Origin of the sequence: Oryzomicrobium sp. (genome assembly GCF_036820405.1) — a bacterium.
In the GTDB taxonomy this organism is placed as follows: Bacteria; Pseudomonadota; Gammaproteobacteria; order Burkholderiales; family Rhodocyclaceae; genus Oryzomicrobium.
In genome coordinates this window covers 1-19,035 of sequence record NZ_DAISLS010000012.1, presented here as the reverse complement: position 1 = coordinate 19,035, position 19,035 = coordinate 1, and the positions used below count along the sequence as shown (strand labels likewise).

The 19,035-nt window shown below is 63.7% G+C and carries 15 protein-coding genes, 1 tRNA gene and 1 pseudogene; 8 read left to right on the top strand and 9 right to left on the bottom strand.

The features are described from left to right. Positions 1-67: 67 nt before the first annotated feature. From V7Z98_RS12675 to motA, 5 genes are all read right to left on the bottom strand, one after another. Complete coding sequence (locus V7Z98_RS12675) at positions 68-1,726, bottom strand: methyl-accepting chemotaxis protein (protein ID WP_334158375.1); 1,659 nt, start codon at positions 1,724-1,726, stop codon at positions 68-70. Positions 1,727-1,948: 222 nt separating this feature from the next. Beyond that, complete coding sequence (locus V7Z98_RS12670; protein ID WP_442951843.1) at positions 1,949-2,998, bottom strand: protein-glutamate methylesterase/protein-glutamine glutaminase; 1,050 nt, start codon at positions 2,996-2,998, stop codon at positions 1,949-1,951. 58 nt (positions 2,999-3,056) lie between these two features. Continuing rightward, complete coding sequence (locus tag V7Z98_RS12665; RefSeq protein ID WP_334158374.1) at positions 3,057-3,878, bottom strand: CheR family methyltransferase; 822 nt, start codon at positions 3,876-3,878, stop codon at positions 3,057-3,059. Positions 3,879-4,262: 384 nt separating this feature from the next. Continuing rightward, the gene (gene motB, locus V7Z98_RS12660; protein ID WP_293259939.1) at positions 4,263-5,198 is read right to left on the bottom strand and encodes a flagellar motor protein MotB; all 936 of its coding nucleotides are present in this window, start codon (positions 5,196-5,198) and stop codon (positions 4,263-4,265) included. 21 nt (positions 5,199-5,219) lie between these two features. Beyond that, positions 5,220-6,080, bottom strand: a complete 861-nt coding sequence (motA, locus tag V7Z98_RS12655) for a flagellar motor stator protein MotA (RefSeq protein ID WP_293259936.1) — start codon at positions 6,078-6,080, stop codon at positions 5,220-5,222. A 290-nt stretch (positions 6,081-6,370) separates the two neighbouring features. Between motA and V7Z98_RS12650 the strand changes: the two genes are divergently transcribed. Continuing rightward, the gene (locus tag V7Z98_RS12650; RefSeq protein ID WP_293259933.1) at positions 6,371-6,964 is read left to right on the top strand and encodes an NUDIX hydrolase; all 594 of its coding nucleotides are present in this window, start codon (positions 6,371-6,373) and stop codon (positions 6,962-6,964) included. Between the two features lie 84 nt (positions 6,965-7,048). On the opposite strand, the gene V7Z98_RS12645 is transcribed toward V7Z98_RS12650, so the two are convergent. Next, positions 7,049-7,531: a TonB family protein gene (locus V7Z98_RS12645; RefSeq protein WP_334158373.1), complete on the bottom strand. Its 483-nt coding sequence runs from the start codon at positions 7,529-7,531 to the stop codon at positions 7,049-7,051. A 447-nt stretch (positions 7,532-7,978) separates the two neighbouring features. Here V7Z98_RS12645 and V7Z98_RS12640 point away from each other — a divergent pair, with 447 nt between their 5' ends. After that, on the top strand, positions 7,979-8,644 hold the full coding sequence (locus V7Z98_RS12640; protein ID WP_293259927.1) for an HNH endonuclease: 666 nt from the start codon (positions 7,979-7,981) through the stop codon (positions 8,642-8,644). A 73-nt stretch (positions 8,645-8,717) separates the two neighbouring features. Then, positions 8,718-9,431 carry a DUF599 domain-containing protein gene (locus V7Z98_RS12635; protein WP_293259924.1) on the top strand — a complete coding sequence of 238 codons (714 nt, stop codon included), beginning with the start codon at positions 8,718-8,720 and terminating at the stop codon, positions 9,429-9,431. Between the two features lie 182 nt (positions 9,432-9,613). On the opposite strand, the gene V7Z98_RS12630 is transcribed toward V7Z98_RS12635, so the two are convergent. Beyond that, a tRNA-Ser gene (locus V7Z98_RS12630) sits at positions 9,614-9,706 on the bottom strand. A 224-nt stretch (positions 9,707-9,930) separates the two neighbouring features. Here V7Z98_RS12630 and mltF point away from each other — a divergent pair. Together mltF and V7Z98_RS12620 are read left to right on the top strand one after the other, a co-directional pair. After that, a complete protein-coding gene (gene mltF, locus V7Z98_RS12625) occupies positions 9,931-11,391 on the top strand; it encodes a membrane-bound lytic murein transglycosylase MltF (protein ID WP_334158372.1) in 1,461 nt (486 codons plus the stop codon). Positions 11,392-11,478: 87 nt separating this feature from the next. Further along, a complete protein-coding gene (locus tag V7Z98_RS12620; protein ID WP_334158371.1) occupies positions 11,479-12,300 on the top strand; it encodes a ferritin-like domain-containing protein in 822 nt (273 codons plus the stop codon). Positions 12,301-12,589: 289 nt separating this feature from the next. On the opposite strand, the gene serS is transcribed toward V7Z98_RS12620, so the two are convergent. Together serS and V7Z98_RS12610 are read right to left on the bottom strand one after the other, a co-directional pair. Further along, the gene (gene serS / locus V7Z98_RS12615) at positions 12,590-13,906 is read right to left on the bottom strand and encodes a serine--tRNA ligase (RefSeq protein ID WP_334158370.1); all 1,317 of its coding nucleotides are present in this window, start codon (positions 13,904-13,906) and stop codon (positions 12,590-12,592) included. Between the two features lie 590 nt (positions 13,907-14,496). Then, positions 14,497-15,669 (bottom strand): annotated as a pseudogene (locus V7Z98_RS12610) (replication-associated recombination protein A); the annotation flags it as partial. Between the two features lie 124 nt (positions 15,670-15,793). Between V7Z98_RS12610 and V7Z98_RS12605 the strand changes: the two are divergent. From V7Z98_RS12605 to V7Z98_RS12595, 3 genes are all read left to right on the top strand, one after another. Continuing rightward, positions 15,794-17,020, top strand: coding sequence for a tyrosine-type recombinase/integrase (locus tag V7Z98_RS12605; RefSeq protein WP_334158369.1), 1,227 nt, complete (start codon positions 15,794-15,796; stop codon positions 17,018-17,020). Positions 17,021-17,082: 62 nt separating this feature from the next. Beyond that, entirely contained in the window at positions 17,083-17,397 is a 315-nt protein-coding gene (locus V7Z98_RS12600; RefSeq protein ID WP_334158367.1) for an H-NS histone family protein, read from the top strand. A 1,187-nt stretch (positions 17,398-18,584) separates the two neighbouring features. After that, positions 18,585-18,914 (top strand): hypothetical protein, encoded by a 330-nt coding sequence (locus V7Z98_RS12595; RefSeq protein ID WP_334158366.1) that lies wholly within the window; start codon positions 18,585-18,587, stop codon positions 18,912-18,914. Positions 18,915-19,035 lie beyond the last annotated feature (121 nt).

Genomic DNA, 19,035 nt, shown 5'->3' with positions numbered 1-19,035 from the left:
CGGATTCGGACGAAATGCCGCTCAATCAGAGCATACACGTAATTTTTGTCATTCTGTATGAACGGCCTCATCCTTCCGTTCTGTAGCCGATGCGGAACCCTCCCCAGTGCCGGCCATCGACGTAAACCGGGGCCGAAATGTCATGCATGATCTCCCCCGTGTCGCGCCGGTAGGTCTGTAGCAGGAAAGGCTGGGTATGGGCGCCGCAGCGCTTGCCCACGGGATCGTCGAAGATGCGCTTGGTGCGGTTGCCGACGAAATCCTTCTTTTCGTCCCCGGTGAGCGGCTGGGAAAAACGCTGATTATGGGTCGGTACGTAACCCCGGGCGTCGCAGGCGATGGCATAGACGATTTCCGGGTGCCGCTGGAGCAAGGGCTCCTGGACGGCGGGCAACACGCCGTCAGCAAAGGCGTCGAAGCGGGTCGAGAATTTTTGCGGCTTGGTGCCGGAAATCGGCTGGTACTGTCCGTCGAACAGATCGTCCGCCCCGACCTTGCCCCGGGCCACGGCCTGGGAAAAGACTTCGGAAACGGCCCGCGCCGCCTGCTCCACCACACCGGGCATGCCGGAATGGATGGACAGGGCCCGGTCGCCGGCCTCGCCCAGGCGGAACACGTCGCCGATCTCGTTCAGGTTGGCGGACAGGTATTCAAGATGGCGGGCTTCGCGCAGCGCCGCGTCGGACGAGGCGCTGTTGGCCTCGACCATGGACATGATCTCGCTGACATGGGCGGCGATCTCCTGCCCGCTGCGGCTCTGGTCGTCGATGGTGGCGGCAATGGCGCGCACCTTGTCCTGGGTATCCCGGGCGCCGGCGTTGATCCGGGCCAGGGCTTCCGCCGCCTGCCGGGCCAGGGCCGCGCCCTGCACGGCCTGGGCCGACCCCGCGCCGATGCTGCCGATGGCCGAACGGGTCTCGGTCTGGATCGCACCGATCACCCCAGTGATCTCGCCGGTGGCCAGGGACGTGCGCTCGGCCAGCTTGCGCACCTCGTCGGCCACCACGGCGAAGCCGCGGCCCGCCTCGCCGGCCCGGGCAGCCTCGATGGCGGCATTGAGCGCCAGCAGGTTGGTCTGATCAGCGATCTCGCGGATGGTGCGGACGATGCCGGAAATGGCCTCGGAGCGCTCACCCAGGGCCTGGAGCACCTGGGCCGACTGGTCCACCGAGGCGGCGATCCGCCCCATCTCTTGGGCCGCCTCGGCCACGATCCCCTCCCCTTCGGCCGACAGGGCGGTGGCGGTCTCGGCGATCTCAGCCGTTTCGCCGGCCTTGGCGCTGACCTCGCCCAAGCGCTCCGACAGCACATTCATCGAGGCAGCGGAAGCCTGGGCGGCATCGTGCTGACGGGCCGAGCCGCCGGCCACCTGGTTGGCCTCGCCCACCAGCTGGCGCGCCGCCCGCCCCACTTCCCGGGAATTGAAGAAGACCTTGCCGATGATGGTCTGGATGCTGCCCACCAAGCGGTTGTAGGCCTGGGCGGCGGCGGCCAGGTCGGCAGGGCCGTCGGTGGGGGCACGGCGGGTCAAGTCCCCATCGGCATAGGTTTTTTCCAGGGTCTGTTGCAAGGCACGCACCGGCGCCAGCAGGGACCGGGCCAGCACGGCCCCGCCGCCCCAGGCCAGCACCGCCAGCACCGCCGCCGCCCCCAGCCAGAGCGCCTGGGCGGCGCCCGCCTGCCCCAGTGCATAGCCTCCGCCAAGCGCCAGGAGAACCGCGAACACGAGCGCAAGGGAAATCTTCGCCCCAATTTTCATCGAATCACTCCTCCGCCAGTCGGTGCCGGCAAGCCGGCCGATCATCGCTTATCCGGACCGCCCGGCATCGGGCAGGGCGGCCACGCTTATGGGTTATTCCATGATACTTGCGGCGGCGCCTTCGGTGGAACCGGGAATGCTGCCCGGCATCGCGTCAGGCCGCTGCCGACCGTGCCAAATCACACGAAATCACACACGATGCAGCCCGGCCAGCACTCGCCGGGACAGCTCGCCCAGGCTGGCAACCTCCTCCACCGCCCCCAGGACCGCCGCTTCCCGGGGCATGCCATAGACCACGCAGGACGCTTCGTCCTGGCCATAGGTGTGGGCGCCGGCGCGGCGCATGGCGAGCAGCCCCTGGGCGCCGTCCTTGCCCATGCCGGTGAGGATCACGCCGACGGCATTGCGCCCCACCACCTCGGCGGCGGAAGAAAACAGCACGTCTACCGAAGGACGGTGCCGGTTCATGGGCGGCGCCTTGGACAGTTCGGTGACCAGCCCGGCCGGGATGCGCTTGACCAGCAGGTGGGAGTGCCCCGGGGCGATGAAGACAATCCCAGGTTCGAGCCGCTCGTCGCCCTGGGATTCCACCACCCGGGGGGCGCACAGGCTGTCCAGCCGGCGGGCGAAGGAGCCGGTGAAGGTTTCGGGCATGTGCTGCACCACCAGGGTCGGCGGGCAATCCGCCGGCATGCCGGAAAGAAAGGCCTTGATCGCTTCGGTGCCGCCGGTGGAGGCGCCGACGAACAGCACCTTGCCGCTGCCCGCGCCGAGGACGGGGCGTACCGGCGCCGGCGCGGACGCCCCCACCGCAGCCCCTCCCGCCCCGGCCGGGCGCTTCGGCCGGGCGCCCTTGGCGGCGCGGATCTTGTCCTGTAACTCGGCAGCGTAGGCGGCAAAGCTTCCGCCTTCCTGGTGGGGCTTGCCAATGACGTCCACCGCCCCCAGCTCCAGAGCCTTCAGCTGGACATCCGACCCTTCGCCGGCCAGGGACGAGACCACCACCACCGGCAGCGGGGAGAGGCGCATCAGGCGTTCGAGAAAGACCAGGCCGTCGGTGCCGGGCATGGCCACGTCCAGGGTCACCACGTCAGGGGCCAGGAGCTTGATGCGCCCCTGGGCGGACTGGGCATCGGCGGCGCTGCCCACCACCTCCAAATCTGGCGCGGCGATCAGGTCAGAGAGCAGGCGCCGCATGACCAGGGAATCGTCGACCACCAGGACGCGGGTCATCGCCATGGCCGGTCAGCCCCGGAAGCCGGCGCGGCACGGGCGGGAAACTGGCCCTCCATGGGCATCACGCCGGACGCCGCGCCAATTCGTAGACCGTCTTGCCCAGGGAGCGGAACAGGTCGGCGGCGTGCAGAAAGCTTTCAGAATGGCCGGCGAAGAGCAGGCCGTCCGGATGCATCAGGGGGGCGAAGCGGGACAAGATCTGGTACTGGGTCGGCTTGTCGAAATAGATCATCACGTTGCGGCAGAACAGGGCATCCAGAGGGCCCTTCACCGGCCAGTTGGGCTCGAGCAGGTTGATGCGCTGGAAGCTGACCAGCTTGCGCAGCTCCGGACGCACGCACAGTTGCCCTTCCTGGCTGCCGGTGCCCTTGAGGAAGAAGCGCTTGATGCGCTCGGGCGACATCTTGTCCACCCGGTCGGCCGGATACACCCCCTTCTGGGCCGTGGCCAGCACGTTGGTATCCAGGTCGGTGGCCAGGATCGACACCGGCACGTCGGCAGTGCCGAAGGTTTCCATCACCGTCATGGCGATGGAGTACGGCTCCTCACCGGTGGAAGCGGCGCTGCACCAAATCTTGATCGGCCGGCCGGTGCCGATCTTGCGCAGGTGGTCGGCCAGGATGGGGAAATGGTGCGGCTCGCGGAAGAACGAGGTGAGGTTGGTGGTGAGCGAATTGACGAAACGCTCCCACTCCGCCCGGTCGCCGCTCTCCAGGATCGCCAGGTAATCGGCGAAGGTGCGCTTGCCGGTGGCACGCAGGCGCCGCGCCAGGCGCGAATAGACCATGTCCTGCTTGATCGGCGACAGGGAGATGCCGGCGTACTGGTGGATGAGCTTGCGGATGCGCTCAAAATCCGCCGGGGTGAATTCGAACTCCCGCACCGGCGAGGCTCCCTCGGTCCGGGACGGCAGAAGGGAGGAAAGCGTACCGGCTGCTCCGCTCAACGGGCGGGCGGGCGTCGCCGGAACCGTTGGTGCTAGACCAGAGCGCCCCGGGGGCGCGGCCGGACGTGCCGGTGTCGCCGGGGCGCCGCCCGACACCGGGCGTGGCACGGTGCCGGTAGGAGAAGGCCGAAGCGGAGTCGGCGACGGGGACGACAGGGGGCGAGCGAGGCTCCCCGGGGGATGGATGCCGCCGGGCGGCGGCTTTTTGCTATCGGACATGGCCGGGACAATACCTCATGACAGGCGCCCCTCCCCTGACCTGGCAGGACGCCGTGGTTGCTGCCGAAACTCCCGGGGCGCCGAGGCGCCCCGCCGCGAAAGTCAGCGCCCTTCCTGGGCGCCGCCGACCAGGCTTTCGGCCGGCACGGCCGGCGCGTCGGCCTCGGGATCGCCCTCGCGCAGGAAGGCTTCTTCGGTCTTCTTGTTCAGGACAACGATGCTGATGCGGCGGTTCACCGGGTTGAGGGGATCGTTCTTGTCGAACATGACGGTAGACGACATGCCCACCACCCGCAGCACCTTGCTGTCGTTCATGCCGCCGTTCACCAGTTCGCGACGGCAGGCATTGGCGCGCATCGACGATAGCTCCCAGTTGGAAAAGCCCCGGGCGCCGCCGGAATACTGGGCCGCGTCGGTGTGGCCGGAAATGCTCACCTTGTTCGGTACCTGCTCCAGAATCTTGGCGATCTCGCGCAGCAGGTCCCGGGTGTAGGGTTTCAGGTCCGCGCTGGAGAGGTCGAACATCGGCCGGTTCTGCTCGTCCACGATCTGGATGCGCAGGCCCTCGCTGGTGATGTCGAGCAGCAACTGGCTCTTGAACTGCTTGAGGGTCGGCGTCTTGTCGATCACCTCCTCGATGCGGTTCTTCAATTCACCCAGGATGGCCCTTTCCTTGCGCTCGAACTCCAGGGCGGCCTCCTTGGTGGTGAAGGACTTGCTCTTGGCCTCGATCTCGCCCTTCTTCACCTGGCCTGCGGAACGGGTCAGATCCTTGCCGCCGCCCTTGACCACCGACGACGAATCGCCGGTGCCGTTGTCGCCGCCGTAGAGGGCCACCTTGAGGGGCGTCTTGAAGTATTCGGAAATGCCCTCGAAATCCCCCTTGGCGGTGGAGCCGAGCAGCCACATCAAAAGAAAGAAGGCCATCATCGCCGTCACGAAGTCGGCATAGGCGATCTTCCACGCACCACCGTGGTGGCCGTGGCCACCCTTCTTGATGCGCTTGACGATAATCGGGCGCTGGGAGTCGTCGCTCACCGTGATAGTCCTCGGCCCGCCTTACTTGCCCTTGCGGGCCTTGATCTCGTCTTCCAGCTCGCGGAAGGTCGGACGTTCGCTGGAGAACAGCACCTTGCGGCCGAACTCGATCGCCACCTGAGGGGCATAGCCCGACATGGAGGCCAGCAGCACCACCTTCATGCACTGGTACATCTTGGTCTCTTCGCTGGCCTTCTGTTCGAGCAGGCTGGCCACCGGGCCGATGAAGCCGTAGGCCAGCAGAATACCGAGGAAGGTACCCACCAGGGCCGCGGCGATCAGCTTGCCCAGCTCGGCGGGGGGGATGCCCACCGATTCCATGGTGTGCACCACGCCCATCACGCAGGCCACGATACCGAAGGCCGGCATGCCGTCGGCCAGGCGGTTGATGGCGGCCACGGGCACCTCGGCCTCGTGGTGGTGGGTTTCGATCTCGTTGTCCATCAGGTTTTCGATCTCGAAGGCGTTCAGGTTGCCCCCCACCATCATGCGCAGGTAGTCGGTCAGGAACTCCACCGCATGGTGGTCGCCGCTGATGCTCGGGTACTTGGTGAAGATCGGGCTCTGCTCCGGGTTCTCCACGTCGGCCTCGATGGACATCAGGCCTTCCTTGCGCACCTTGGCGAGCAGTTCGAACAGCAGCGCCAGCAGGTCCATGTACAGGGCCTTGGTGTAGCGGGAGCCCTTGAAGGCGGAGGGCAGGGCCTTGAACACCGCCTTGATCGACTTGGGCGGGTTGGCGACGAAGAAGGCGCCGCCGGCGGCGCCGGCAATGATGATCAGCTCGGTGGGTTGGACCAGTGCGCCCAGGTGACCGCCGGCGAGCATGAACCCGCCCAGCACGGAGCCAAGGACGACAACATAGCCGATGATCAAAAACATGGAATCCCCTGACGCGGCCCCGATCTCGGTGGGTGCCGGAGTGAAGTTCGAGCGGGCGGCCACGGACGGGCTGCAATGAATGGCAACATTCTATCTGGAGCCCGGGGCGGGCGGCAAAACCGGCCATCATATATTTCACGGCGGCGGCAAGAATGGCCGCGCCAATATGGCAAAAACGTGACGAAATCCGCTGAATCCGCCCCCCGGACCGCCGGCAAAGCGGCAGCGAACTCCGCTACACTGGAACCCCGGCCCCGGCGCCGGGCATTCCACTCCCCCGCCTTTCCGCCATGAATTTCTGTTCCCACTGCGGCGCCCCCGTTTCGCTGCGCATTCCCGAGGGCGACCGGCTGCCCCGCCACGTCTGCGACAACTGCGGCGCCATCCACTACCAGAATCCCAAGATCGTGGCCGGCTGCGTGGCCGAATGGGAAGGCCGCATCCTGCTCTGCCGCCGCGCCATCGAACCGCGCCACGGCAAATGGACCCTGCCCGCCGGCTTCATGGAGAACGGCGAAACCACCGCCCAGGCCGCCGCCCGGGAAACCTGGGAGGAAGCCTGTGCCGTGGTGGTGGGCGCTCCCGGCGCGGCGGCGGCAGCCACCGAAGCGCAGGGCGCCGACCTGTCCCTGTTCGCCCTGGTAAACGTGCCCCACATCCACCAGGTGCACCTCTTCTACCGGGGCCACCTGCGCGATGGCCGCTTCGCCCCCGGCGAGGAAAGCCTGGAGACGGCCCTGTTCGCCGAGGACGAGATTCCCTGGGCCGAACTGGCCTTCCGCAGCGTGCGCTTCTGCCTCGAAGCCTACCTGGCCGACCGCAAGCGCGGCGCCTTCGGCCTGCACTCCTGCGACCTGCCGCCCCCGCCGCCGGAATTCCTTTAACCGCATACCGGATTGCATAGCGCCGGACAACCGGGCACCACGCCCGGCCCGGCACAGCGCGGCCGAACGGCAAGGCCGCCCCGCTCACTCCCCGGCCAGGGAAAACTCGATCGGCAGCCGCACCGCGGCGCTGCGCCCGCGCAGGGCCTCGGGCAGCGGCACCGCCGCCACCGCCCCGCGCACGATTTCCAGGGCCTGCTCGTCGAGCAGTTCGTGGCCGCAACCCCGACGCAGGCCGACCCGGGGCACGGCCAGGCCCGGCAGCAGGGTGACCGCCACCTCCACCCGCCCCTCCCAGCCCCGCTCCCGGGCCAGGGGCGGATAGCGGCGCAGGCGGCTGGCCGACGCCCCGAGGGCGATGGTGTAGGCTCGCAGCGCATCCGGCGGCGGCGCCTCGCCGCCTCCCCCGCCGGCATTTAGCGCGGCATTTACAGCGGCATTCGCAGCAGAAGTTCCACCGGCATTTCCACCAGGATTCGGCTCCCCCCTTGCCGTCGGGCCACCGACAGCGGAGGGATGCCCCGCCGCCTCGTCCGCCCGGCCTACCGTTTCACCGGACTTGGGCACGGCAGCGGCCGGCGCAGATGGTGCCGATGCAACGGCTGGCGCGACCGCTTGCGCCAGAGGCGTGGGAACGGGGAGCGCATCCCGCCTGGGGCTTGGCGGAGTAGAAGAAGCATGGGCCGGCGGCACCGGTTGCGCATGGCGCGGCTTTTCGGGCATGGCCGCCGGCATGGGTGCTTCCGCCGCCTTCCCGTCGCCGCCGGACGCCGCCCCTGTGCGCTCCAGGCGGGCCTGGAGGGGCGCGGTGGCAGTTGCCGTCGGCAGTTGCGCCGGGGCCAGCAGTACCCAGGCGTGGAGGATCAGGGAAGCGCTCAAGGCCAGGGCCAGACGCTTGCCAATGGGATTTTGGGAAACGGCGGGGCCGTTTATCGGTCTAACAAACGTCAACATGGGCCACCCGGCCTTTTCGACCGGCCAGGCACCGCATTCCAAACCGCGACGACTGCCATCATGGACCCCTTCCTCCCCGCCCCTCCCGCCGACAGCGACCCGGCGGGCAGCCTCCCCCTGATTCTGGCCCTCGACCAGAACGGCGTGCCCCAGCGCTGGCTGCACTGGCAGACCGCCTGCTTCTACTATGCCCGCAACCTGGTGGCCTGGGTGGCCGGCGATAACGACTTCACTTTTCACGGCGGCATCTGCCGGCGCACCGGGGAACGCTCCCACATCACCGCCAACAGTATCATCGCCGTGCGCGGCCAGGCCCGGGGCCACCTGGACTTTTCCCAGGTGCCCCCGTTGAACAACCGGGAGTTGTTCCGCCGCGACCGCCACATCTGCGCCTACTGCGGCCACCAGGGCTCGGCCTTCCGCCTCACCCGGGATCACATCACCCCCGTGTCCCAGGGGGGCCGCGACGTGTGGATGAACGTGGTCACCGCCTGTCGCCCCTGCAACCAGAAGAAGGGCGGGCGGACCCCGGAACAGGCCCGCATGCAGCTGCTCTACGCCCCCTACGTGCCCAATCGGGCGGAATTCCTGATCCTGTGCAACCGCCACATCCTGGCCGACCAGATGGATTTTCTCGCCCGCCACGTCTCGGCCCGCAGCCGCCTGCACGCCGACCCGCTTCTGAGCGGTGGCCCCGTCCCCGGTCATCCCCAGTTGGCCGCCTGAACCCTCGGGCTCCCGCCCCGGCCCGCCGGCGAAATGTGGCAGAATCGCCGGCCGTTTCCGCCCTGGAGGGGCCATGCTCAAAAGCCTGCTCGCCGAGATCGGCTGGCCCGACTGGCTCGCCCTGCTCGCCTTCGTCACCGCCTGGTTCGGCTACACCTTCTATTCCGAATACGGCCGCCGCGCCCGGGAAGGGCTGGTCGGCCTGGGCCACCAGTACCGTCTGCTCTGGGCGCGCCAGCTGCTCACCCGCGAAGTGCGCATCATGGACGCCAGCCTGATCGGCAACCTGCAGACCAGCGTCTCGTTCTACGCCAACACCACCATCTACATCATCGCCGGCCTGTTCGCCGTGCTCGGCACCCTGGACAAGCTGATCACCTTCACCGCCGACCTGCCCTTCGCCGCCCACACCTCCCGGGACCTGCTCGAATTCAAGCTGCTGCTGCTCTTCGGCGTGTTCGTGGTGGCCTACTTCAAGTTCACCTGGTCCCTGCGCCAGTTCAACCTGCTATCGATCCTGCTCGGCGCCGCCCCCTCCCCTTCCGGCTCCGGCGACCCGACCAAGCGCGAACAGGACGCCCGCCGCCTGGCGGAGGTCAATTCCCTGGCCGGCGACGAATTCAACCGGGGCATCCGCGCCTATTACTTCGGCCTGACGGCCCTCACCTGGGTGGTCAGCCCTTGGCTGTTCCTGTTCTCGACGGTGATAGTGGTGATCGTGCTCTACCGCCGCGACTACGCCTCGCGCATCGCCGCCACCCTGGCGGCGGGGCTGGGCCAAGACTGAGCCCCCCTCCCGCCTCCGCCCCGGGGCCCGTGGGGTGGGACGCACGCGGGAAAGCGGCGGTCATCGCGCCGCAAGAAAAGGCAGTGACACTGGCGGCGGTGACACTGGCGTCGCGAATGCGCGCAGCAGCCCGGGCTGAAAAAGCCGGGAAGAAGAAAAACAGGGGAATGGGAAGCAGGGAGTGGCGGAGAGGAAGGGATTCGAACCCTTGTGCCAGGTTTCCCTGACCATCCGATTTCGAGTCGGCGCCGTTATGACCACTTCGGTACCTCTCCGCGCTGCCGAACCCGGAGGACCCCGGGGGCAGTGTTCCCGGCCGCGCTGCGGCGTACCGGAAGGCTGCGCAGTATAGCCTAAGCGCCCCCGGCGCGCATCCCCCGGCGGGGGTCCGGCGGGTGAAAAAAACGGGGCTGGTATTATGGCGCCTTCCCTGCCCCCCGTACTTCCCTCCCGGAGGAGACGCCGCTCCATGCCGAGCCACCTCTACCGGACTGGGGGTATGCCCCTCGGGGTCTGCCCCGCCGTCCGCCCCACCTGGCTGTCGCGCCTCGCCCGCCTTGCGCGTGCGCTGCTCGCGGCTGCCCTGGCGGCGGGGGTGGTGTCCTGTGGCGACCACGCGCCGCCGCGGCTCACGGAAAGCGACGCGCTGGTGGTGGTGATCCGGGACCGGCTGACCACCCACGAGCGGGATCAGCAGGCGGAGCGGATCGGTAGCCGGGGTTTCGAATCCGACCTGGTGGAGCAGTTCGCCGCCAGCATCGGCAAGCCCCTGCGCCTGGTCATCGCCCAGAGCGACCAGGAGCTCTACGAAAAGCTCAAGAGCGGCGAAGCCCATTTCGGTGCCGGCTGGCTGCCCCTGCGCGACCTTGATGCCGACTCCTTCGTCCAGGCCACGCCCTACGGCAAGAACCGGCAGGTGATCGTGCAGAACGACGCCTCCCTGCCCCTCGCCGAGCTGTCCGATCTGGCGGGCAAGACCATCCACGTGGTCGAAGGCTCCAAGCACGCCGACCGGCTCAAGGCCCTCACCGGCGTCGAGCCGCCCCCCACCATCATCGAACACAAGTCCTGGGACGAATTCGACCTGGTGGAGGCGGTGTCCGACCAGCGCATCGAGTACGCCCTGACCGACTCCCGGGTGATGGAGGTGGCGAGCAACTTCTACCCCACCTTGCAGACCACCCTGGAGGTGGGGGGCGAAAAGCCCGTCTCCTGGCTGTTCCCCGCCGACGGAGACCCGGACCTGCTGGCCCGGGCCAACGCCTTTCTCGACGAGAGCCTGCGCGACGGCACCCTGGCCCGGCTGATCGACCGCTACTTCGGCCACATCCGCCGGCTGGACCGCAACGACGTGATCAGCTACCTGGAAGCGGTCCACAGCCTGCTGCCGGACTACGAGCAGGAATTCAAGCGCGGTCAGATCATCACCGGCATCGACTGGCGCCTGCTGGCGGCCCTGGCCTACCAGGAATCGAAGTGGAATCCCCTCGCCACCAGCCCCACCGGGGTGCGCGGCATGATGATGCTCACCGAGGACACCGCCGACCACCTGGGGGTGAAGAACCGCCTCGACGCCAGCGAGAGCATCCGCGCCGGCAGCCGCTACCTGGCCGACCTGCGCGACCAGTTGCCCCCCGAAGTGAAGGAGCCGGACCGCACCTGGATGGCCCTGGCCGCCTACAACCTGGGCCTGGGCCACATGAACGGCGCCCGGGCCATCGCCCCCTCCACCGGGGCCGACCCGGACCAGTGGTTCGAGATGAAGAAGGTGCTGCCCCTGCTCTCCCGGCCCCAGTACTACAGCCGCCTCAAGTCCGGCCGCGCCCGGGGCGGCGAGGCGGTGATCCTGGTGGAAAACGTGCGCATGTTCTACGACATCCTGCAACGCCACGCCCCCGCCTACGTCCCCCTGGCCCCGCCCAAGAAGGGCGGCCGGGGCGGCAAGACCGGCCGGGCCTGAACCCCCGGGGCACGCCCGCCCCACCCTGGCCGCCGGACCGAAACGAATCTATCGTGAAATGAAGGAACGGCGGCAGGAGAGCGGGCCATGCAGGCGCACAGAACGGACGGGGACGGCTGGACCCTGGACAACATCCCCTTGCAGGACGTGGACCTGGCCCGGGTGCGGGACCGGGAGGATTTGTTCTACCTGGTGGCCGCCGCCTCGTTCATCGAGATCGCCGCCGAGCTGTACACCGCCAACCTGGTCCAGACTTTCGCCGACGATGCGGAGGTGCGCGGCTGGCTGGAAGCCCACTGGCAGGTCGAAGAGGTGCGCCACGGCCGCGCCCTGCGCGCCTATGTGAACCACGTGTGGCCCGACTTCGACTGGCCCCGGGCCTACGCCGCCTTCTACGCCGACTATTCGCAACACTGCACGGTGGAGGAATTCGAACCCACCCACGGCCTGGAGATGGTGGCCCGCTGCGTGGTGGAAACCGGCACCTCCACCTACTACCAGGCCCTCGCCGCCCAGACCGACGAGCCGGTACTGGCGGGCATCGCCGCCCGCATCCGGGCCGAGGAGATCGGCCACTACAAGCACTTCTACCGCTACTTCCGCAAATTCAGCGCCCGCCAGCCGACCGGCCGCCTGGCGGTGCTGGGCGCCCTGCGGCGGCGCCTGGTGGAAGCCCGCCAGGACGATGCGGAATGCGCCCTGCGCCACGTTTTCGCGGTGCGCGACGGCAGCGCCGACCCAGCCCGCCTCCACGCCCTGCGCGCCCGGCTGGTGCGGCAGATGAAGCAGCAATACCCGGTGACCATGGCCGCCCGCATGCTGCTCAAGCCCCTGGACCTGCCCAGCGGCGTGGCCCGGGTGGTGGAAGGCCCGGTAGCCCGCTGGACCGCCTGGGTGCTGCAACGCTAGGCACGGGCCCAGACGTCGCCTCCAGTCGTCGCCCTGAGAGGTCGCCATTTCGGCCCGGGGAACGGCGGCGCGACAACCGGCCCGGTTTCGCCTCCGCCCCTGGTCCGCACCACGCCCCACAAGCAACGCCAGCCACCCACCTCCCAAGCCCCCTGCCCTACCCCCGCAGCCCTACCCCGCTGCCACCAAGTCGCAGGCAACAAAAAACCCGCCTCGCGGCGGGTTTTTCGGGGGAGGCGGCGGACGCCCGCATCGCCGATGCAGGCGCCACGCCGCCACCAACTCAGACTTAGGCGGCAGCCGGGGTCAGCACTTCGACGCCGCCCATGTAGGGCACCAGGGCCTTGGGCACGGTCACCGAGCCGTCGGCCTGTTGGTAGTTCTCCAGGATCGCCACCAGGGTGCGGCCCACCGCCAGGCCGGAGCCGTTCAGGGTGTGCAGCAGTTCCGGCTTGCCCTGGGCGTTGCGGAAACGGGCCTTCATGCGCCGGGCCTGGAAGGCCTCGCAGTTGGAGCAGGAGGAAATCTCCCGGTAGGTGCCCTGGGCCGGCAGCCACACTTCCAGGTCGTAGGTCTTGGCGGCGGAAAAGCCCATGTCGCCGGTGCACAGCACGATGCGGCGGTAGGGCAGTTCCAGCTTTTCCAGGATGGTCTCGGCGTGGCGGGTCAGTTCCTCGTGGGCCTGCTCGGACGTTTCCGGGGTCACGATGTGCACCAGCTCCACCTTGTCGAACTGGTGCTGGCGGATCATGCCCCGGGTGTCGCGGCCGTAGGAACCGGCCTCGGAGCGGAAGCAGGGGGTGTGGCTGACCAGCTTGATGGGCAGGGCGTCGGTGGCGACGATCTCGTCGCGCACCGTGTTGGTCAGGGGCACCTCGGCGGTGGGGATCAGGTAGTAATCCCGGCCGGCGCCCTCGGCCTGGCCGTCGGAACCGCTGGCGGACGGAATCTTGAACAGGTCTTCCTCGAACTTGGGCAGCTGGCCCGTGCCGTACAGGCTGTCGCCGTTCACCAGGTAGGGGGCATAGACCTCGGTGTAGCCGTGGTCCCGGGTGTGGGTATCGAGCATGAACTGGGCGAGAGCCCGGTGCAGGCGGGCGACGCCGCCCGTCATCAGGGTGAAGCGGCTGCCGGTGATCTTCACCGCCCGCTCGAAGTCCAGGCCGCCCAGGGCCTCGCCCACGGCCACGTGGTCCTTCACCTCGAAATCGAAGCTGCGCGGGGTGCCCCAGCGCTTGATCTCCACGTTGGCGGCCTCGTCCTTGCCCTCGGGCACCGACTCGGCGGGCAGGTTGGGCAGGGCGGCGACGATGGCTTCGAGCTTGGGCAGCAGCTCGTTGAGGCGAGCCTCGGACGCCTTCAGCTCGTCGGCCATCTTGCCCACCTCGGCCATCACCGCAGAGGCGTCCTCGCCCTTGCCCTTCAACATGCCGATCTGTTTGGACAGGCTGTTGCGCGCCGCCTGCAATTCCTGGGTGCGGGCCTGGAGCGACTTGCGCTCGGCTTCCAGGGCGGCGAATTCGGACAGGTCCACGGCCTTGCCGCGGGTGGCCAGACGGGCCTTGACGAGATCGAGGTTGGAGCGGAGCAGTTGGATGTCGAGCATGGCGGTGTGGGCTGAAAATGAAAGGCCACGCCGACCCGGCGGGCCGGCGTGGCGCAGGAGTCGGCGCAATATTCGGCGCGAAGTTGCGTAATGCCCGGATTATAAGCCGAGAAGAAGGCGGCTTCGCGGGACGCGGAGGCTATGGGGGCCGCTGCCGTGGCGGCGGCTCCGGGTGCAACGGCGAGAGCGCGGGGCCGGCCGGCGGGCGTCATGGCCTCATCGTGTCGCTACGTGGCGGGACGGGCCGTAGGTAAAGCGCCCTCCCCCCCATGGGAGCTGCGCCGCGAGCGCGCTACGCTGGCCCGGCCTGCCGGTGCACCGGTGCTGCGGTGCTGCGGTGCTGCGGCATCGTGGCATTGCGGCAACCACTGCCACGCCGGGCTCCCGCTACCGCTGGATTGCCGCAGGGGAGCCATCTAGGGCGCCGATCATCGGCCACGCAATCAAGCGCCCGCCCGGTGATACATGAAGAAAATTAATGTTTCAGGCGCAGCCAAAACCCAAGGTCCGCGCCAATGCCAATATTAGACCTTGGTGACCCTACCCACGGGAAACATTAAAAAAATTCATGTATCACCGGCCCGCCAGCCTCAATCCTCTCTTTGCGGCTTGGGCGGTTTGGCGGGCGCCACGGGCTTGGTGGCCGGGGCCACGCCGGGGGTGGGGGCATTGGCGGCGCTGGCAGCATTCGCGGCATTCGCCCCACCGCCGCGCCGGCCCCGCTCGGCAGCCCGGGCCTCTTGCCGCGCTTCATCGTCCAGCCCCCGCAGCCAGGCCAGCTTTTCGCCGATCTTGGCTTCCATGCCCCGGGGCACGGGCTGGTACCAGCCGGGCTCGGCCATGCCGTCGGGCAGGTAGGTTTCGCCGGCGGCGTAGGCGTTGGGCTCGTCGTGGGCGTAACGGTATTCCTTGCCGTAGCCCAGTTCCTTCATCAGCTTGGTCGGGGCGTTGCGCAGGTGGATCGGCACCGGCCGGGACACGTCGCACTGCACGAAGGCCCGGGCCTGGTTGTAGGCCATGTAGCCGGCGTTGCTCTTGGCCGCCACGGCCAGGTAGATCACCGCCTGGGCCAGGGCCAGTTCGCCCTCGGGGGAGCCGAGGCGTTCAAAGGTGTCGGCGGCGGTGGTGGCGATCTCGGCGGCGCGGGGGTCGGCCAGGCCGATGTCCTCCCAGGCCATGCGGATCAGCCGGCGCGACAGGTAGCGCGGGTCGGCGCCGCCGTCGAGCATGCGCACCAGCCAGTACAGGGCGGCGTCCGGGTTGGAGCCGCGCACCGACTTGTGCAGGGCCGAAATCTGGTCGTAGAAGGCCTCGCCGCCCTTGTCGAAGCGGCGCAGCTGCTGGGCCAGGGCGGCGTTGATGAAGTCGCCGTCCACCGTGGTGGTCTTGGCCGTGCGGGCGGCGGTGCGGATCTGCTCCAGCAGGTTGAGCAGCTTGCGGGCGTCGCCGTCGGCCACGCCGATCAGCCGCTCCTGGGCCTGCTCGTCGAAGGTCAGCTCGGGGAAAGCCTTTTCCCGGGCCCGGGCGAACAACTGGCCCATTTCCTCGGCGGTGAGGGATTGCAGCACATACACCGAGGCCCGGGAGAGCAGGGCCGAATTGACCTCGAAGGACGGGTTCTCGGTGGTGGCGCCGACGAAGGTGACGGTGCCCGATTCCACGCAGGGCAAGAAGGCGTCCTTCTGACCCTTGTTGAAGCTCGATATAGTGCTATGGACCCGTTGTAAAACAATAGGTTGCCGTGGCCTAGAGCGGATTTTTTGCACAAAACACCGCTTCTGATGCACAATTTTTTGCACCACGGTTTTTGATTGTGCAATCTGGGGGCTCAAAGTGTCCGTCTACTCATTCAAGTACAAGGTTCTAAACAGGGAAACAGGCCGCAAGGTGTCTGTTACCCGCTGGCGAGTCCAGATCCGCAAAGGTGGTGAAAACATCAACAAGGTCTTTGATGATGAAAGCACAGCCCGTTCTTTTGAAGAGCAGGAACTGAAGCGGATTGACTCAGGTGTTCCGCAGAATCTCATTTTTGATATGAAATATCAAATGGAGATGCCCAACATGAGAACCCTTCTCAAAGACTACTTTGAGAAGTTCATGAGCAAGCATTCTGAGTCATCGTTCAAGACCAATCACAACCGTTGTCTTTCAGCTATTCCTTCCATTCCTGTCTACTTCAAAGACATTGGCGCCAAGATTGATAACTACCGTTATCAGAACACCATTGTTGATGCCATGATGAACAAGGTGTTCAACAAGGATCACATTCCCTTTGGTGACTTCAAAATTGATACGGTGGATTTCTGGTTGCTGATTGCCTACATGGAATCAAGGAAAGCTACAGGCATCAAGAACAACACAATTCTTCGTGAGATTTCAACCATCAGTTCAGCCTTTGAAAAGGTCTATAAGCTCTATCCTGACTTATTCCCAAGTGGCTTGATGAATCCTGTAAAGATGTTGCCAAAGGGTGAAAAGCCTAAGCCCTACCTTGGAAGAAAACGGGTTCTCTCTGAAGAAGAGGCAGTACAGATTGCAGAGTGGATGAAGCTGAAGAGCAATCCAGAACCCTACTTTGTGTTTGTCACTTGCTTGGAATCTGGTGCGCGAAAGAGTGAAGTTCTAGGTGCTCAATGGGAGAATGTGAACTTCAACATCTGGTCCATCTTCATTCCGAAGACAAAGAATGGCAAACCAAGGGACATTCTGATCCCAGATGATGAAGAATTCCGTGCATGGCTGCTGAAGAACAGGTTAGCTAAAGGCCCCATCTTCAAACTTACAAGCTGGAATTTCAGGCAATATTGGGTTGATGCCTTGAAGGCGCTGGGGATGTATGATGATCCAGATACAAGGCTTCATTTTCACGATACCCGCCGAACTGCACTGACGAAGTTGATTAGGCAAAAAGCTTTGAACAACTTCCAGATTGCAAAAGAAATGGGTGTATCACCTCAGACTGTAGAACAGACTATTCAGAACATGCCAGATCGCCTCGCAGGTGTATTTGCCAAGCTTCGTAGTGGTCAAGCACTCAGTGAAGAAGAAATCATGATGCTTGCAGGGCATAGTTCATCAGCAGTAACTAATGTCTATTATGGCGACAGGAATTAATTCCAGATTTTTTTTACACTTACCTCACCACCATGACCAGCAAACCAACTAAAGGACAGAACATGAGTACCTATGCAGAACTGCAAGCACAGATCAAGAAGCTTCAAGAACAAGCTGAACAAGTAAAAGCCAAAGAGCTTGAAACGGTCATTACTGACATCAAAGCCAAGATTGCTGAATACGGCTTGACCGCTGAACAACTTGGTTTTGCATCTGCACCCAAAAAAGGTGCTAAGAAGGCAGCAGCCAAGGAAACTACTGTGATGTACAAGAATGGTGATCAAACTTGGTCCGGTGCTGTCCGTGGTCGTAAGCCTGATTGGGTGAAAGAAATCCTTGATGCTGGTGGAGACATTGAACAATTTCGTGTGAAATAAATTCCTTCACACCAAACAAAAAGGCTAGTCATTGCGACTAGCCTTTTTGTTTTTTGTTAAGCCAGCACCACCCGAAACCTAACGATATACTTTTCAATCTATCAATCTTGACATTCCTGAAAAAATTTAATAGATGTATATCACCAAAACACAAATCAATATTAAGACGTATATTTTTAAAAGTCAATATCACTTCAAATAACTAATCTCTTAATTGTGTTGCTTTGGTAGCAAAGGCAACTTGATAGCTATATGTCACAGTGAAACCTCTGGACTCAGTTTTGCGTGAAGTTGCTTAGCAGAAGTCAGATAGAAATATCTGAAAGGTATGCGATCAGTTTTGGATGTGACTAAAAAAGCATGGTTCACTAAAGCAGAAAGCTCAACCCATTTACAGCGACGATGGAGCAGATAGATATCATCACTGATAGATTTCATTCAGTTGATGTATTGGCAAACCGTGTGGGGGATAAGGCCAATGAACATTGCAACCTGGTTGAGTATTAGAACCCAATAACATCCACAGTGATGAAGAGATTCACCACCCTCATTTGCGCGAGAAACTGACTCAAAGCGAATCGCAGTTGGGCGCCCCTTAGCAAAAGGCCAAGGCAGTGATTGTTATCAGAGAAGAAATCCAAGTTCTGATGATGGTTGCTAGTGGATGCCACATGAGATACATGTGAACTCCTTGGGGCAGGCTTTTAAGAGAGCCGAAAGAAAACCACGAAGTGTAAGTGCCTTAAACATCTTACACCCTTCTTAGAACTGAATTTTTGAAGGTATGTCAGGAGTCGCTTTAATTCAAAAGCGCTAGGGCCTCGGCATGCCTTCTTAGTTTTTAAAAAATATATCGAAGCACACCTTATATAGAATACAAATAACTAATTACACAGCAAAGAGAAAGACAAAACACACTAGCAAAGATATATTCAACCCATTAAGAAATTAATAGAAAAAATTTGCTACGGCGATTTTTTATCAAGCACCTACAGGTGCTTTTTTTTACGACCCAACCCCAGACTTCCAGACCCAACCTTTCCCCACGTTTTCGAAATTCCTAAGTAGGATCATAATCACTTCCACAATACAGCGACGAAATAAAAAATTTAAAGCGACTACCCATCAACCGCCTACTTTGTAGGAGGGTCAAAAATAAAATAGACAACCGATTGAAAGGATTTGATATGAAAACATTTACATGCGCAAACGTACCAGAAGGCCACTTTACCTTTGATGAATTACTAGAGTTGGATTTGGTTAAAGATGCCATCCGACAACTCAAGGCAGTGCCTCATCCACAAAAGCAAAAAGTAAAAACACTTGTATTCACGATGCAATACATTGATGTGGTTGCAGCTTTTGATAAAGAAAAAAATGGAACTGTTTTACTTGGAGAAAAAGAGAAACACCATTTGATGCTTGCTGTAGATGATTTCGTGGAATCAAACTTTGACGAAATCTTGAAACGATTCACCAAGCAACAGCGCGAAATCTTGAGGAATGCGGTTAGCTAAATCCTCATCACAACAGCACCAGGTTGTTCCTGGTGCTTGCAGTAAAACCTACAGCGACTACCCATCATTGGGCTGCAGCCGGTTTCGCTGACACCTTGTTAAGGTGGAAGATGAAACGGGA

Bases quoted from the DNA above. Each gene is read 5' to 3' on its own strand.
- V7Z98_RS12670 (WP_442951843.1), bottom strand. From the start codon at position 2,998: ATGGCGATGACCCGCGTCCTGGTGGTCGACGATTCCCTGGTCATGCGG.
- motA (WP_293259936.1), bottom strand. From the start codon at position 6,080: ATGTTTTTGATCATCGGCTATGTTGTCGTCCTTGGCTCCGTGCTGGGC.
- V7Z98_RS12650 (WP_293259933.1), top strand. From the start codon at position 6,371: ATGAATTTCTGTTCCCACTGCGGCGCCCCCGTTTCGCTGCGCATTCCC.
- V7Z98_RS12640 (WP_293259927.1), top strand. From the start codon at position 7,979: ATGGACCCCTTCCTCCCCGCCCCTCCCGCCGACAGCGACCCGGCGGGC.
- V7Z98_RS12635 (WP_293259924.1), top strand. From the start codon at position 8,718: ATGCTCAAAAGCCTGCTCGCCGAGATCGGCTGGCCCGACTGGCTCGCC.
- mltF (WP_334158372.1), top strand. From the start codon at position 9,931: ATGCCCCTCGGGGTCTGCCCCGCCGTCCGCCCCACCTGGCTGTCGCGC.
- V7Z98_RS12620 (WP_334158371.1), top strand. From the start codon at position 11,479: ATGCAGGCGCACAGAACGGACGGGGACGGCTGGACCCTGGACAACATC.
- serS (WP_334158370.1), bottom strand. From the start codon at position 13,906: ATGCTCGACATCCAACTGCTCCGCTCCAACCTCGATCTCGTCAAGGCC.
- V7Z98_RS12600 (WP_334158367.1), top strand. From the start codon at position 17,083: ATGAGTACCTATGCAGAACTGCAAGCACAGATCAAGAAGCTTCAAGAA.
- V7Z98_RS12595 (WP_334158366.1), top strand. From the start codon at position 18,585: ATGAAAACATTTACATGCGCAAACGTACCAGAAGGCCACTTTACCTTT.